The 14,778-nt window shown below is 71.6% G+C and carries 10 protein-coding genes; 5 read left to right on the forward strand and 5 right to left on the reverse strand.

The window, feature by feature from the left end; genetic code table 11:
- Nucleotides 1-16 precede the first annotated feature (16 nt).
- From ACIRU3_RS35225 to moeZ, 3 genes are all read left to right on the forward strand, one after another.
- On the forward strand, nucleotides 17-976 hold the full coding sequence (locus tag ACIRU3_RS35225; protein WP_404065315.1) for an NAD-dependent epimerase/dehydratase family protein: 960 nt from the start codon (nucleotides 17-19) through the stop codon (nucleotides 974-976).
- A complete protein-coding gene (locus tag ACIRU3_RS35230) occupies nucleotides 964-1,713 on the forward strand; it encodes a spherulation-specific family 4 protein (protein ID WP_404065317.1) in 750 nt (249 codons plus the stop codon). Before ACIRU3_RS35225 ends, ACIRU3_RS35230 begins: the two co-directional genes overlap by 13 nt.
- Before the next feature lie 63 nt (nucleotides 1,714-1,776).
- Nucleotides 1,777-2,955 (forward strand): adenylyltransferase/sulfurtransferase MoeZ, encoded by a 1,179-nt coding sequence (gene moeZ, locus ACIRU3_RS35235; RefSeq protein WP_404065320.1) that lies wholly within the window; start codon nucleotides 1,777-1,779, stop codon nucleotides 2,953-2,955.
- Nucleotides 2,956-3,036: 81 nt separating this feature from the next.
- On the opposite strand, the gene ACIRU3_RS35240 is transcribed toward moeZ, so the two are convergent.
- The 5 genes from ACIRU3_RS35240 to ACIRU3_RS35260 all read right to left on the reverse strand — a co-directional run bounded on the left by ACIRU3_RS35240 (nucleotide 3,037) and on the right by ACIRU3_RS35260 (nucleotide 10,116).
- A complete protein-coding gene (locus ACIRU3_RS35240; RefSeq protein WP_404065322.1) occupies nucleotides 3,037-3,324 on the reverse strand; it encodes a hypothetical protein in 288 nt (95 codons plus the stop codon).
- Nucleotides 3,325-3,344: 20 nt separating this feature from the next.
- Entirely contained in the window at nucleotides 3,345-3,755 is a 411-nt protein-coding gene (locus ACIRU3_RS35245; RefSeq protein WP_404065324.1) for a VOC family protein, read from the reverse strand.
- 117 nt (nucleotides 3,756-3,872) lie between these two features.
- On the reverse strand, nucleotides 3,873-5,432 hold the full coding sequence (locus tag ACIRU3_RS35250) for an alpha/beta hydrolase (protein ID WP_404065327.1): 1,560 nt from the start codon (nucleotides 5,430-5,432) through the stop codon (nucleotides 3,873-3,875).
- Between the two features lie 126 nt (nucleotides 5,433-5,558).
- Nucleotides 5,559-7,106 (reverse strand): alpha/beta hydrolase, encoded by a 1,548-nt coding sequence (locus ACIRU3_RS35255; protein ID WP_404065330.1) that lies wholly within the window; start codon nucleotides 7,104-7,106, stop codon nucleotides 5,559-5,561.
- 100 nt (nucleotides 7,107-7,206) lie between these two features.
- A complete protein-coding gene (locus ACIRU3_RS35260) occupies nucleotides 7,207-10,116 on the reverse strand; it encodes a lysylphosphatidylglycerol synthase domain-containing protein (RefSeq protein WP_404065333.1) in 2,910 nt (969 codons plus the stop codon).
- A 186-nt stretch (nucleotides 10,117-10,302) separates the two neighbouring features.
- Here ACIRU3_RS35260 and ACIRU3_RS35265 point away from each other — a divergent pair, with 186 nt between their 5' ends.
- Nucleotides 10,303-10,689 carry an MGMT family protein gene (locus tag ACIRU3_RS35265; RefSeq protein ID WP_404065335.1) on the forward strand — a complete coding sequence of 129 codons (387 nt, stop codon included), beginning with the start codon at nucleotides 10,303-10,305 and terminating at the stop codon, nucleotides 10,687-10,689.
- Between the two features lie 398 nt (nucleotides 10,690-11,087).
- Nucleotides 11,088-14,708, forward strand: coding sequence for a UvrD-helicase domain-containing protein (locus ACIRU3_RS35270; protein ID WP_404065338.1), 3,621 nt, complete (start codon nucleotides 11,088-11,090; stop codon nucleotides 14,706-14,708).
- Nucleotides 14,709-14,778: the final 70 nt, after the last annotated feature.

Below are 14,778 nucleotides of genomic sequence, written 5' to 3' on the forward strand. Positions count from 1 at the left end.
CCCCGGGAGCCGCCCGATGAGGGTCCTGCTGATCGGAGCCAACGGGTACATCGGCCGCTTCGTCGCCGACCGCCTGCTCGCCGACCCGGCCGTCCAGCTCACCGCGCTCGGCCGCGGCGACGACGCCGACGTCCGCTTCGACCTCGCCACCGGCAGCCCCGGAGCGCTCACCCGCTTCCTGGACGCGGTCCACCCCGGAGTCGTCGTCAACTGCGCGGGCGCCACCCGCGGCGGCGCCCGCGAACTCACCCGGCACAACACCGTCGCCGTGGCCACCGTCTGCGAGGCTCTGCGCCGCAGCGGCTGTGGCGCCCGCCTGGTGCAGATCGGGTGCGGCTCCGAGTACGGCCCGAGCCAGCCCGGCTCCTCCACGGCCGAGGACGCCGTGCCCCGCCCCGGGGGCCCGTACGGCGTCAGCAAGCTCGCCGCCACCGAACTGGTCCTCGGCTCCGGCCTCGACGCCGTCGTCCTGCGCGTCTTCTCACCCGCCGGACCAGGCACCCCGGCCGGCTCGCCGCTCGGCCGCCTCGCCGAGGCCATGCGCCGCGCCATGCAGTCCGGCGACGGCGAACTCAAGCTCGGCGGGCTCGGCGTCCAGCGGGACTTCGTCGACGTCCGCGACGTCGCCCGCGCCGTGCACGCCGCTTCGCTCTCCGCCGCACAGGGCGTCATCAACATCGGTTCCGGCCGCGGCGTCCGCCTCCGCGACGCCGCCGCCGTCCTCGCCCGGGTCGCCGGATACGGCGGCGCCCTGCACGAACTCGACGCCCCTCCCGGGCCACTGCGCAGCGCCATCGGCCACCCCCGCGCCGACTCCGACCACGTGTCCCCCGTCGCATACCCGTACCCGGACGGCTGCGGCAGCTGGCAGCAGGCCGATGTGCGCACCGCCCGCGACCGGCTCGGCTGGCGGCCCCGGATCAACCTCGAAGAATCCCTCGCCGACATCTGGATGGAGGCGGCATGCCGCATCTGACCAGCACCACAACCGGCACCACCGGCACCGACGTCCGTACCGCCCTCGGCATCCCGGGCTACGCCCACCCGCTCGTCGCCCCGGCCCAGTGGGCCGAACTCACCCGCCCCGGCACACCCCTGGACTGGGTCGTGCTCAACGTCGCCGCCGGGCCCGGCACCCGCCCCGACCCGCACTGTCTGGAAGCCGCGGGCCGGCTGCGCAACACGGGCGTCCGGGTCCTCGGCCAGCTGGACCTCACCCATGGCGCCCGCCCCTTCGGCGACCTGCTCTCCGACGCGCACCGCCACCTGGACTGGTACCGCGTCGACGGCTTCCTGCTGGACCGCTGTCCCGCGGAGCGCGCCGCGCTTCCCGAGGTCCGCCGGGCGATCGCCGCGCTGCGGACGATCACCGACACCGCCCACATCGTCCTCGGCCACGGCAGCCACCCTTACCCCGGCTACGCGGAGAGCGCCGACCAGTTGGTGACCTTCTCCGGTCCCTGGTCCGACTACCGCTTCTCGCAGGTCGCCGAGTGGACCGCCGACTATCCGCCCGACCGTTTCTGCCACTTCGTGCACGGTGTGCCCCGCGGCCATCTGGAGGAGGCGCTGCGCATCGCGCGCTGGCAGGGCGCGGCGACGATCTACTTCACCGACCGCACCGATCACGGCGGCCGCACCGATCCATGGGAGACCATGCCCGGCTACTGGGACGAAATCGTCTCGCGTGTCGGAACGGGTGTCTCGGAATGAAGAAGGCCGTGGCAGTGTTACGGGGAGAACAACCGTAGTGATTGACCGACCAACGGAGTCCCCGTGTCGCTGCCACCCCTGGTCGAGCCAGCCTCTGAGCTCACCGTAGACGAGGTCCGCAGGTACTCCCGCCACCTGATCATCCCCGACGTCGGGATGGACGGGCAGAAGCGGCTGAAGAACGCCAAGGTGCTCTGTGTGGGCGCCGGCGGCCTGGGCTCGCCGGCGCTGATGTACCTGGCCGCCGCGGGCGTGGGCACCCTCGGCATCGTGGAGTTCGACGAGGTCGACGAGTCGAACCTGCAGCGCCAGATCATCCACAGCCAGGCGGACATCGGCCGCTCCAAGGCGGAGTCCGCGCGCGACTCCGTCCTGGGCATCAACCCGTACGTGAACGTGATCCTTCACGAAGAGCGGCTCGAAGCCGAGAACGTGATGGACATCTTCAGCCAGTACGACCTGATCGTCGACGGCACGGACAACTTCGCGACCCGTTACCTGGTGAACGACGCCTGCGTGCTGCTGAACAAGCCGTACGTGTGGGGCTCGATCTACCGCTTCGACGGCCAGGCCTCGGTCTTCTGGTCCGAGCACGGCCCCTGCTACCGCTGCCTCTACCCGGAGCCCCCGCCCCCCGGCATGGTCCCCTCCTGCGCCGAGGGCGGAGTGCTGGGCGTGCTGTGCGCGTCCATCGGCTCCATCCAGGTCACCGAGGCGATCAAGGTACTCACCGGCACCGGTGAGCCGCTGGTCGGCCGTCTGATGATCTACGACGCCCTGGAGATGCAGTACCGCCAGGTCAAGGTCCGCAAGGACCCGAACTGCGCGGTCTGCGGCGAGAACCCGACCGTCACCGAGCTCATCGACTACGAGGCCTTCTGCGGCGTCGTCTCCGAGGAGGCCCAGGAGGCTGCCGCCGGCTCGACGATCACTCCCAAGCAGCTCAAGGAGTGGATCGACGACGGCGAGAACATCGAGATCATCGACGTCCGCGAGATCAACGAGTACGAGATCGTCTCGATCCCGGGCGCCAAGCTGATCCCGAAGAACGAGTTCCTCATGGGCACCGCCCTGGAGGCCCTCCCGCAGGACAAGAAGATCGTCCTGCACTGCAAGACGGGTGTCCGCAGTGCGGAAGTGCTCGCCGTGCTGAAGTCCGCGGGCTTCGCGGACGCCGTCCACGTCGGCGGCGGCGTCATCGGCTGGGTGAACCAGATCGAGCCGGACAAGCCGGTCTACTGATCAACGGTTCCGCCGGCCAGCGGGACAGCAGAAGCCCACGGCTCTGACCAGGTCGGATGCCGTGGGCTTCTGCTTTTGCCGTCAGCGCAGTCGCGTGCGCCGGCACCAAGGCGAGAAGCTCCCGGCCGGCCGCTCCTCCTGCCCGGTGGCTCGGCGCACGATGACCTGGTCGCCGTCCCTGACGAGCAGGTCACCCGCCTTCAGGAACAGGGGCCGCTCGAGCTCGAACCATCCACCCGGCTCGAACTTCATCTCGTTCAGGAGCAGCATCCTCGGAGCAGCCACCGACTCGCCTCGGAACATCACGAAGTCGGCACGAACGACGGTGCGGCCGACGACCACCGCTTCCGGAGTTCGGTCCGTTCCCATATGTCTCGGAACTCATTGGCTCACGCGGGCAGGTTCAGTTGCCAGGAGACACCGAACCGGTCGTTGACCCAGCCGAACCTGGGGCTGAAGCCGTAGCTTCCCAGCGGCATGAGCTCTGCTCCTTGCTCGGCGAGGGCGGCGTAGAGGCGGTCGATCTCGGCCTCGTTCTCGCATTGCACGAAGAGCGAGACCGCGGGTGTGAAGGTGAAGTCGTGTTTCGCGGGGCTGTCGATGCACATCAACTGCTCGCCGGCGAGCGAGAACGTCGCATGCTGCACGCTCCCCTCCTTGCCGGGACCATCGGCGCCGTAGCGGGTGATGCTGACGATCTCAGCGTCGTCGAAGAGCGAGATGTAGAAGGTCATCGCCTTCTCGGCGTTGCCCTCGAACATCAAGAACGTGGTGATCTTCTGTGACGTCACGATCTCCATGCGGCTTGCTCCTCCGGCACTGTCAGGCAGTCGACGCGTGGCTACGGTAACGCCGCGACGGTTCGGTTCTCGCGATCCCACCGGTTCGCCACGGAAGACGCCCGGGCCCCGCCGTCGTCATGAGCAGACCGTGCCGTCCTTCGGGACCGTCCCGTCGAGCAGGTAGGCGTTCACCGCCGCGTCGACGCAGTCGCTGCCGTTGCCGTACGCCCCGTGGCCCTCGCCCTTCCAGGTGAGCTCGGTTCCGACGCCCTTGCCCAGTTCGTCGGCCATCCTGCGGGCGCCCTCGTACGGTGTCGCCGGGTCGCCGGTGTTGCCGACCAGCAGGATCGGTGCCGCGCCAGGGGCGCTGACTTCGGGGGTGTCGTACTGGCCCGGCACCGGCCAGTCGTGGCACCAGCCGGCCGCGTCCCAGCCCAGGAAGTCCCCGAACACCGGCGAGATCCGCTCGAACCGGGGCAGCAGATTCTTCGTCTGCGCGAGCGTGGGCCGCTGCCTGTCGTCCAGGCACGATATGACCCGTTGGGCGTGGCTCGTCGTGCCGTAGTGACCTGAGGAGTCCCGGTCGTTGTAGTCGTCCGCGAGTGCCAGCAGCTTCGAACCGTCCCCACTCTCCGCCGACTTGAGCGCGCTCGTCAGCCGTGGCCAGGCGGCCTCGCTGTAGAGCGGCAGGACGATGCCGGTGACCGCGAGCGTCTGGGTGAGCTTCCGCCCGGACGAGGTGGGCAGCGGCTTGGCGTCGATCCGCTGGAGCAGGTCCGCGATCTTCCGGGAGCCCTGTTTCGGGTCCTGGCCGGTGGACTTCAGATAGTTGTCCAGAGCCCGTTGGAAGCCGCGGGTCTGGTTCTCGGCGTGGCCCACCGCGCCCGCCGTCGGGTCGACCACCGCATCGAGGATCAGCCGGCCGACCCGCTTCGGGAACAAGTGGGCGTACACACCGCCCAGTTCGGTGCCGTAGGAAATGCCGAAGTAGTGCATCGTCCGGTCGCCGAGTACCTGACGCATCAGGTCCATGTCGCGCGCGGTGTCGGTCGTGGAGACATGCGCCATCAGCTCGCCGGTGGCCTTCTGGCACCCCTTGCCGAAGGCGGTGGCGTCCTGCAGGTACGCCTTCTCCTCGGCCGGGGTGTCCGGGGTGGCGTCCACTTGCTCGGCGGCCTCGATGTCCCGGTCGCTGCGGCAGCGGACGCCCTCGCTGGCGCCGACCCCACGAGGGTCCCAGCTCACGAGGTCGTAGCGCTCGCGCAGTTCGGAGACGGTGGCTCCGTAGTACGGCATCATCGACACACCGGAGCCGCCGGGGCCGCCGAAGTTGAACAGCAGCGAGCCGATCCGGTCGCTTCCGGTCGCCCGGGCACGGATGAGCGCGAGGTCGATCGTCCTGCCGTCCGGCTTCGACCAGTCCAGCGGCACCTTGAGTGTGGCGCACCGCCAGTCGTCGCTCGGCGCGGTGGCATCGCCGGTGGCCTTGCACCCCTTCCAGCCGAGCCGTTGGGAGGTGAGGGAGGAGGGGAGGTGCACCGGGGACGGTGACGCCGGTGCGGGAGCCGGCCCGGACGCCTTCGCCGAGCCTGTCCCCTTGCCCTCGTCCTGGCCCCCGTCCGACGTACCGCCCCCGCATCCGGCCACCAGCAGCGCTGCGGCCGCGGCGGCCGTCCACCGCAGGAATCGCGACATGTGCACCCCCTCGCAGGCCCTCCGCGTCCTGCCGCGGCGGGCGTCCAGGCCATCGTAGGCTGAGCGCACCCACTCCGTGACGGCCTGTGGATAACCCTCTGACCTGCGATGTCGCGGCGACTTTCACTAGGTGCAGACTGTGTCGGCCTTCGGCACCTTCCCGTTCAGCAGGTAGTTGTTCACCGCGCTCTGCACGCACTTGTTCTTGCTGTCGTACGCCCCGTGTCCCTGGCCCTTGTACGTCAGCTCCACGGCGACGCCCTTGCCGAGCGCGTCCACCATCTTCTTCGCGCCCTCGTACGGGGTGGCGGGGTCACCGGTGTTGCCGACGACGAGGATGGGCGCCGATCCCGGCGCGCTGACGTCGGGATGGTCGGCGGCACCGGGCACAGCCCAGTCGGTGCAGCTGATCATGCCCCAGGCCAGGTAGTCCCCGAACAGCGGGGATGCCGCGCGGAATTCGGGAAGCTGCTGCTGGACGTGGTCCGTGGTGTACCGGGGTTTCTCGTCGGAGCAGTTGATGGCGATGTTGGCCGCGGTGATGTTGCTGTACTCGCCGTTCTCGCTGCGTCCGTTCATCGAGTCGGACAGCAGCATCAGGATCCTGCCGTCGCCGTCGTACGCCTGCTCGAGCCCCTCGGTGAGGTAGTCCCAGAAGTCCTTGGAGTACAGGGACTGCGCGATGCCGTTGGTCGCCGCGGTCTGGGTCAGCTGCCGCGGGAGGACGCCGGGGATCGGCTTCTTCTCCAGGTCCTTCAGCAGTGTGGCGATACGGTCCTTGACGTCCTGCGCGGTGTCCCCGATGGGGCACTCGGTCGTCTTCGAGGTGCAGTCCTCGGCGAAGTTGTCGAGCGCGAGCTGGAAGCCCTTGGCCTGCCCGAGCGCGCTCTGTTCGGGGTTCTGGGTGGGGTCGACGACCGCGTCGAACACCGCCCGGCCGACGTTCTTGGGGAACAGATGGGCGTAGACGCCGCCGAGTTCGGTGCCGTAGGAGATGCCGAAGTAGTGCAGCTTGTCGTCGCCGAGGACCTGGCGCATCAGGTCCATGTCGCGCGCCGCGTCGGTGGTGCGCACATGCGGAAGGACCGTCTTGGAGTGCTTCTCGCAGGCCGCGTTGAACTGCTTGGTGCGCTCCAGCAGCTGGGTGCGCTCGGCGCTGTCGTCGGGCGTCGCGTCCTGCTGGAAGTACTCGTCGAGCTGGGCGTCGTTCTCGCATTCGACGGGCGCGCTGCGGCCCACCCCGCGGGGGTCGAAGCTCACGAGGTCGTAGCGGGTGTTCAGGGTGGCGTAGTCCGAGCCGAAGGCGGGCAGCGTGGTGACGCCGCTGCCGCCGGGGCCGCCGAAGTTGAACACGAGCGAGCCGATCCGCTTGCCCGGGTCGCCGCTGGCCTTGGCGCGGATCAGGGCGAGTCCGATGGTGTCGCCCTTGGGCTTGCTCCAGTCCAGGGGCGCCTTCATGGTGGCGCACTGCCATTTGGTGCCGTTCGGCAGCGGGGAAGGGGTGCTGCCGCCGCCTTCCGCCTCCGACGGAGCCGGGCAGTCCTTCCAGTCCAGCTTCTGTGCCGTGAGGTCCCCGTCCTCGGCGCTTGCGCCGCTGCATCCGGCCAGCAGAGCGGCCAGCAGCACGGCGCTGGTGGTCAGGGCGGCGGCACGCAGCCGGGAGGGGTTCGCCATGGTTCCATCCTGGGCCCGCGCCCGCCGGGGCGCGCGGGGCGCGGGCCGTACGAGGTACGTCCCCCGGGTCTGCTCCGCAGCTCTGTTCCGGGAGGCGTGCCTACAGGGCGCCCTTGCGTGTGAGCTGGTTGAAGGCGAGCCAGCCCGGCAGCACGGGCAGCCACAGCGTCAGCAGCCGGAACAGCAGGACGGCCGGTGCGGCGACCTCCTTGGGGAGGCCGACTGCGATCAGGCCGAGCGTCAGGCTCGCCTCGACCGCGCCCACACCGCCCGGGGTGGGCGCCGCGGAGCCGAGCGCGTTGCCGGCGAGGAAGACCACGGCGACGCTGGCGATGCTCAGCGAGGTCGAGTCGTCGCCGAACGCGCGGATGGAGGCGTCCAGGCACATCACGAAGCAGGCGGTCAGCAGCAGCATGCCGCCGATACCGGTGACGAGCTTCTGCGGACGCTGGAGCACGTCGAGCATGCGCGGCACGACACCGGCGAACAGCGACCTCACGCGCGTGACGACGAATTTCCGCAGGAACGGCACCGACGTCACGACCAGCACCAGCACCGCCACGGTCAGCAGCCCCGCGATGACCGTCCGGGACGGCGACAGCGACGGCGTCTTCTCGGTGCCGGTCAGGTAGCCGAAGGACAGCAGCATCAGGATGTGGCAGCCGAGCCCGAACAGCTGTGACGCGCCGACGCTCGCCACCGCGAGCCCGGGGCGTACGCCCTGGCGCTGCAGGAAGCGCGTGTTCAGGGCGACACCGCCGACCGCCGCCGGTGCCACGATCTTCACGAAGGACCCGGCGACCTGGGCCGCGACCGTTCGCAGGAACGGCACCCGCTCCGGTACGAAGCCGAGCAGCGCCATCGCGGCGGCCACGTAGCTGAGCGCGGAGAACAGCACCGCGGCGATCACCCAGCCCCACTGGGCCTGCGCGAACAGCCTGCCGAACTCGATGTGGGTGAGCTGGGTCAGCAGGAAGTAGGCGCCGATCGCGCCCGCGATGAAGCTGATCAGCGTGCGCGGCCGCACCCGCTCCAGGCGGGCCGGCTCCACGGGGGCCTGCGGCCTGATCCGCAGCACCTCGTGCCGGATCTGCGTGAGCAGATCCTCTTCGCGGGCCTCTTCGAGGGCCTCGTCCATGGCGCGCTTCTCGGCCCGCTGCTCGGCCCGGACCGTCTTCTTGTCGGGCTTTTCGAGCACGGGCCCGGCGGTCTCGGAGGCCTCTTCCAGCCGGGCCTGCTTGGCCAGCCGGGACGCCTCCAGCACCGCCTCGCGCTCGCGCTGGGCCCGTTCGCGGGCCAGCCGGCGCAGCGTCGAGCGCGTGGAGCGCGTCAGCGCGATGGGCTGCAGCATCGGCAGGCAGTCGGCGACCGCGTCCGGTCCGAGCACACCGACGGCCGAGGCCACGGCCCGTTCGGCGCCCACCCGCAGGCCGAGTGTGGTGACCAGCTGGGCGACGTCCATCCGAAGCAGCAGGTCGCCGGCCGCGATCTCGCCGCCGCGCAGCTCGGTGAGGATCACCCTGCCGGAACGATCCACCAAAATCGCGTCACCGGCGAGTCTGCGGTGCGCGATGCGCCGGGACTGCAACGCCTGCACCTGGTGCCAGGCGTTGCGCAACAGCTCGTCGGTGATCACCTCGTCGGGCAGCGAGTCCAGCGTGCGCCCGCCCGAGTGCTCGTAGACGAGCATCACCGCGTCCGGGCCGAGTTCGGAGGTGGCGATCAGCTTGGGCGCGTTGGCGCCCGCCGCGATCGCCGCGTACGCGAGCAGCGCCTCCTGCTCCAGCGCCTGGCGCAGCGACTGGAGGCTGGAGCGGGTGGCGAAGCCGCGCAGGGTCAGATTGCGCCAGGCACGGTAGAAGAAGCCCTGGGCCTGCTGCTCCCGGTCGACGACGGTGACGTCGAGCGGCGGGCCGTCCTCCAGGGTGACGAAGTAGCGCCGTCCCCGGTCGCCGTTCTCCGTCTCCACGGCCTCCTCGCGGGCCGCGGTGACCGGGTGGAAGCCCACGTGCCTGAGGCCTGCCATCAGGGTCTGCCCGGTGGGGCGGACATTGGGCGAGCCGACCGCGTACAGCGTTCCGTAGGCGATGGTCCAGCCGATCAGCACCGTCAGGATGATCGAGAACGGTGTTGTGTAGCCGGTGACCAGCATCGAGAACGCGTCGAGCAGCAGCACGATCCACAGCACCGCACGCCATCGGGGCCTGCGGGACATGCCGACGGCCGTCATATAGGCGATGACGGGCGCGAGATAGCCGTGCACCGGGTCGGTCAGAGCGTGGATGTCGCCCGGTGACGGCTGGGTGAGCGCCTCCTGGATGGAGTCCGGGGCGGCTTGGGCGACCCACAGGTCGGTGGCGAGGGTCACTCCGTGCGCCAGGACGGCGGCGAGGACGCCGTCGGCGATCCGCAGCCCGTCCCGTTTGATCAGCCGCTCGATCGCGAAGGCGACCGGCACCAGCAGGATCGCGATGCTGGACGCGAGTCCCGCGATCTTGATCAGCAGGTCGGGGGCCTGCCCGGTGCCCTTGTTGATGTCCTGTTCGAGGCCCGAGGTGGTGCCGTGCGCGAACGCGGCGATCGCGAGCAGCACGACGATGGCGAGTACGCCCACCAGCAGCCGCATGAGGTCGGAGGGACGGTGCACGCGCGCGGGCAGCAGCGGTTCGTCGCCCTCGACCTCCTCCGGGTGCGGATCCTCGTCCTGAGCCCCCGGTCCGTCGCCGTGGCGCGGATTCCCGCGGGTGTGCGCCCCCTCGGAGGCGCCGGCGTCGGCCGCACGCGCGCGCGTACCGTCCTCGTCCGCGCCGTTGTCCCTGCCTGCGGCACGGTCGTCCTTGCCTGCGGCACGGTCGTCCCTGCCCGCGGCGCCGTTGTCCTTGCCCGCGGCGCCGGTGCCGTCCCGGCCCGGCGTATCGCCGTCGGTCCGGCCGGCTCGGGCGGTGTCCGGACGTGCGGAAACGTCAGGGGTGCCCTCCGCGTCTTCGGGGTGCACGCCCTGCTGCTTCATGGTCTCTTCTTGGTCTCGTATCACCGGTCACCGCCCGCACGATGGTGGCATGCCCCACCGACACAAGCGGGCATCAGGGTGCGGATGCGCGGGCGGACAGTCTGCCGGAAGCGTCGCCGGAGGGCGAGAGGACCGTGCCCGGACTTCCTCACCGCGTTGTCGGTGGCGTGCGGCAGGATGGGGCGAATGAGCGAGCAGAGCCCTGCCGAGGACACCCGAGAGGGGTACACGGACGCGCTGCCGGAGTACGCCGAGCGGGTCCTCGGGGTCGCCGAGCGGATTCCGCCCGGGCGGGTCATGACGTACGGCGATGTCGCCGAATGGCTCGAGGAGGGAGGCCCGCGCCAGGTCGGCCGGGTGATGGCCCTCTACGGGGGCGCCGTCCCGTGGTGGCGCGTGGTCCGCGCCGACGGGGTGCTGCTGCCCGGCCACGAACTGCGTGCTCTCGGTCACTACCGCGAGGAGGGCACACCCCTGAAGGAGGCGGGCAGGAGCACCGAGGGCCATCTGCCGCGGCTCGACATGAGACGGGCGCGATGGGACGGCGGCGCGGTCGCGGACGGTCACACCTGACAGCTTCCGCCATCGGATGCCACCGAGGGGAACCCGTGGCCCGTACGAGGGACACGGGGGACGTCCGTGGCATGACGTACGTTCGTGAGGTGAGGGACCCGCGTGACGCGAGGGCCACGAGCGCCGCGAGGGAAGAATCGGAAGCCCTGCTTCCGTCCGGGGCGGCGGCGTAGCGTCGGCTGCACGTGTCCCCCTCACCCCGCGGCCACCGCCTCCCACGCGTGACCGCCTGCCCACCAGCACAACCACCAGGACCGGCGAACCACGTGAGCTCCTCTTCCTCCACCAGGCGCCTGCCGCACCCCCCGGTGCGGCAGGGGAACCGTGGCGCTTACCGACTGGTCCGTACCCCTCCGACCAAGACGGATCCCCCTCGTCTTGACGCCGAACAGCGCGCGGTGGTTGACCACCGGTCCGGTCCGCTGCTCGTTCTCGCAGGTCCCGGCACCGGCAAGACCACCACCCTGGTGGAGTCCGTGGCCGCCCGCATCGCCCGCGGCGGCGATCCGGAACGGATCCTGGTGCTGACGTTCAGCCGCAAGGCCGCCGTCGGCCTGCGCGACCGCATGGCCCTGCGCATCGGCGCGGCCCACGCGCCCCGGGCGACCACCTTCCACTCCTACTGCTACGCCCTGGTCCGCGCCCACCAGGACAGCGGCCTGTTCGCCGAGCCGCTGCGCCTGCTCTCCGGCCCCGAGCAGGACGTCACCGTCCGCGAGCTGCTCGCCGGGCAGCCCGAGCTGGAGCGGCTCGGGCTCGACCACGTGCGCTGGCCGGACGAGCTGCGCGCCTGCCTGACCACGCGCGGTTTCGCCGACGAGGTCCGCGCCGTCCTCGCCCGCAGCCGCGAGCTGGGCCTCGGCCCCGCCGCCCTGGACGCCTTCGCCCGCCGCATCGGCCGCCCCGACTGGCGTGCGGCCGCCGCCTTCCTCGCCGAATACCTCGACGTCCTCGACCTGCAGGGCGTCATCGACTACGCGGAACTCGTCCACCGCGCCGTGCTGCTCGCCCACCGCCCCGAGGCCGCAGCACGGCTCGCCGCCCGGTACGACGCCGTGTACGTCGACGAGTACCAGGACACCGACCCCGCCCAGGTACGGCTCCTGCACGCCCTGGTCGGCGGCGGACGCACCCTGGTCGCATTCGGCGACCCCGACCAGTCGATCTACACGTTCCGTGGCGCCGACGTGAACGGCATCCTGGACTTCCCGGCGGCCTTCCCGCGCGTCGACGGCCGCCCCGCCCCCGTCGAGGTGCTGCGCACCTCCCGCCGCTCCGCCGCCGCCCTGCTGGCCGCGACCCGCCTGATCACCCAGCGCATGCCGCTGCCCCGGCTGCCCGCCGAGAAGGTACGCGTCCACCGTGAGCCGGCAGCCGTACGGGACGGCGGCCGCGTCGAGGTCTACACGTACCCCACGGCCGGTACGGAACTGGACAACATCGCCGACATCCTGCGCCGCGCGCACCTGGAGGACGGCGTCCCCTGGAGCGACATGGCCGTCCTCGTCCGCGCCGGCTCCCGCACCCTCCCCACGCTCCGCCGCGCCCTCACCTCGGCCGGCGTCCCCCTGGACATCGACGGCGACGACCTGCCCCTGCGCCACGAGCCGGCGGTTGCCCCGCTGCTGACGGCACTCAGGGCGGTGGCCACGGCGGAGGCCGATCGGCGCCCCGGTGAGCGAGCGACCGGCGAAGCCGAGGGGGCAGCGGCTGCTGAGGTCGATTCGCAGGGGTCTGTGGGTGAGCGGTCGGATACCGAAATCGATACGCAGGGGTCCGTGGGCGAGCTGTCGGCTGTCGAGGCCGATTCGAACAGGTCTGTGGGTGAGCGGTCGGCTGCTGAGGTCGATTCGCAAGGGTCCCTGGGCGAGCTGTCGGCTGCAGAGGCCGATTCGCACAGGTCCGGCGATGGGCCGTCGGCTGCTGAAGTCGACCCGCAGGGGTCCGTGGGCGAGCCGTCGACCGCCGACCCCGACGCCGCCCCGCAGGCACCTGCCGACGCCCCGTCGGCCGCTGAATCCGACAGGCTGGCGGCCGCCAGTGAGCCATCGGCCGCCGACCCCGACCGGCAGACTCCTGCCGACGTCCCGTCGGCGACCGAACCCGACAGCCGGATGCCCGGCGACGAGCAGAGCCTGGACACGCACTGGCTCGACGCCGAGACCGCCCTCACCCTGCTCGCCTCCCCCCTCGCCGGCATGGACACCGCCGACCTGCGCCGCCTGGGACGCGCCCTCCGCGAGGAGGAGCGGGCCGCCGGGAACCCGCTGCCGCCGCCCTCCGACGAGCTGCTCGCGCGGGCGCTCGCCGAACCCGAGCGCCTGGTGGCGCACGACCCGGCGTACGCGCGGGGGGCACAGCGCCTCGGCGCGCTGCTCCGCAAGGCCCGCGAACGCCTCGCGGGCGGCGGTACGGCCGAGGAAGCCCTGTGGGACCTGTGGGAGGGCACGCCCTGGCCCGCGCGCCTGGAGCGCGCCGCCCGGCGCGGCGGCGCGGCCGGCCGGAACGCGGACCGCGACCTGGACGCCGTGTGCGCGCTGTTCGCCACCGCCGCGCGCGCGGAGGAGCGCACCGGAGGCCGCGGCGCCCTGAACTTCCTGGAGGAGATCGACGCCGAGGACATCGCCGCCGACACCCTCACCCGCCGAGCCGTACGCCCCGACGCCGTCCGCCTGATGACCGCCCACCGCGCCAAGGGCCTGGAATGGCGGCTGGTCGTCGTCGCCGGTGTCCAGGAGGGCCTGTGGCCCGATCTGCGCCGCCGCGGCTCCCTGCTGGAGGCCGACCGCATCGGCCGCGACGGACTCGCCGAACCGCTCACCCCGGGCGCGCTGCTCGCCGAGGAGCGCCGCCTGTTCTACGTGGCCGCCACGCGCGCGCGCGAACGTCTCGTCGTCACCGCCGTGAAGGCACCGGCCGACGACGGCGACCAGCCCTCCCGTTTCCTGACCGAGCTGGGTGTCGAACCCCGGGACGTCACCGGCCGCCCCCGCCGTCCCCTGTCCGTGGCCGCGCTCGTCGCCGAGCTGCGCGCCACCACCGTCGACCCGCGCGTCTCCGCCGCCCTGCGAGAGGCCGCCGCCCGCCGACTGGCGAGGCTCGCCGCGCTCGCCGACGAGGACGGCCGCCCCCTGGTGCCGTCCGCGCATCCCTACCGCTGGTGGGGCATGTTCGAACCGACCGAGAGCAAGGTGCCGCTGCGCCACCGCGACCAGCCCGTCGTGCTCTCCGGCAGCGCACTCGACCAGCTCGCCAACACCTGTGCCCTGCAGTGGTTCCTGGGCCGCGAGGTGAAGGCCGACGCGCCCGCCACCACCGCCCAGGGCTTCGGCAACGTCGTCCACGTCCTCGCCGACGAAGTGGCCTCCGGCCGCACCCCCGCCGACCTCGACGTGCTGATGGAGCGCCTCGAATCGGTGTGGAACGCGCTCGCCTTCGACGCGCCCTGGAAGTCGGCGCAGGAGAAGGACAACGCGCGCGTGGCGCTCGAACGGTTCCTGAACTGGCACGTACTGGACCGCACCGGCCGCACCGCGGTGGCCAGCGAGCAGGACTTCGACATCACCCTCGAAGCCGGCGACTACCAGGTCCGCATCCGCGGCCAGATGGACCGCGTCGAGGCGGACGGCGAGGGCCGCGCCTACGTCGTGGACTTCAAGACCGGCAAGCAGGCACCCAGCGCCGCCGAGGTGACCCGCCATCCGCAGCTCGCCGTCTACCAGCTCGCCGTCCGCGAAGGCGCCGCCGACAGCGCCTTCGACGGCGTACGACCCGAACCCGGCGGCGCGGAACTGGTACACCTCAGGCAGGCCGCGGCCAAACGGGACGGCGGCGACAGCGTGCCCAAGGTGCAGGCCCAGGAGCCACTGACGGGGGAGTGGGCCGGCGACCTGCTGGCAACCGCCGCCGGAAAGGTCCTCGACGAGCGGTTCACACCGACCACCGGCCAGCACTGCACCCACTGCGCGTTCCGCGCCTCCTGCAGTGCCCGGCCCGAGGGGCGGCACGTGGTGGAGTGACGCACGGCTGCCGTAGCGCGGCGAATACCCGAGTGACGTACGGCACCGCAGCGCGGCGGGTACCCGAGTG

The organism is Streptomyces sp. NPDC101151 (assembly GCF_044768335.1).
In the GTDB taxonomy this organism is placed as follows: Bacteria; Actinomycetota; Actinomycetes; order Streptomycetales; family Streptomycetaceae; genus Streptomyces.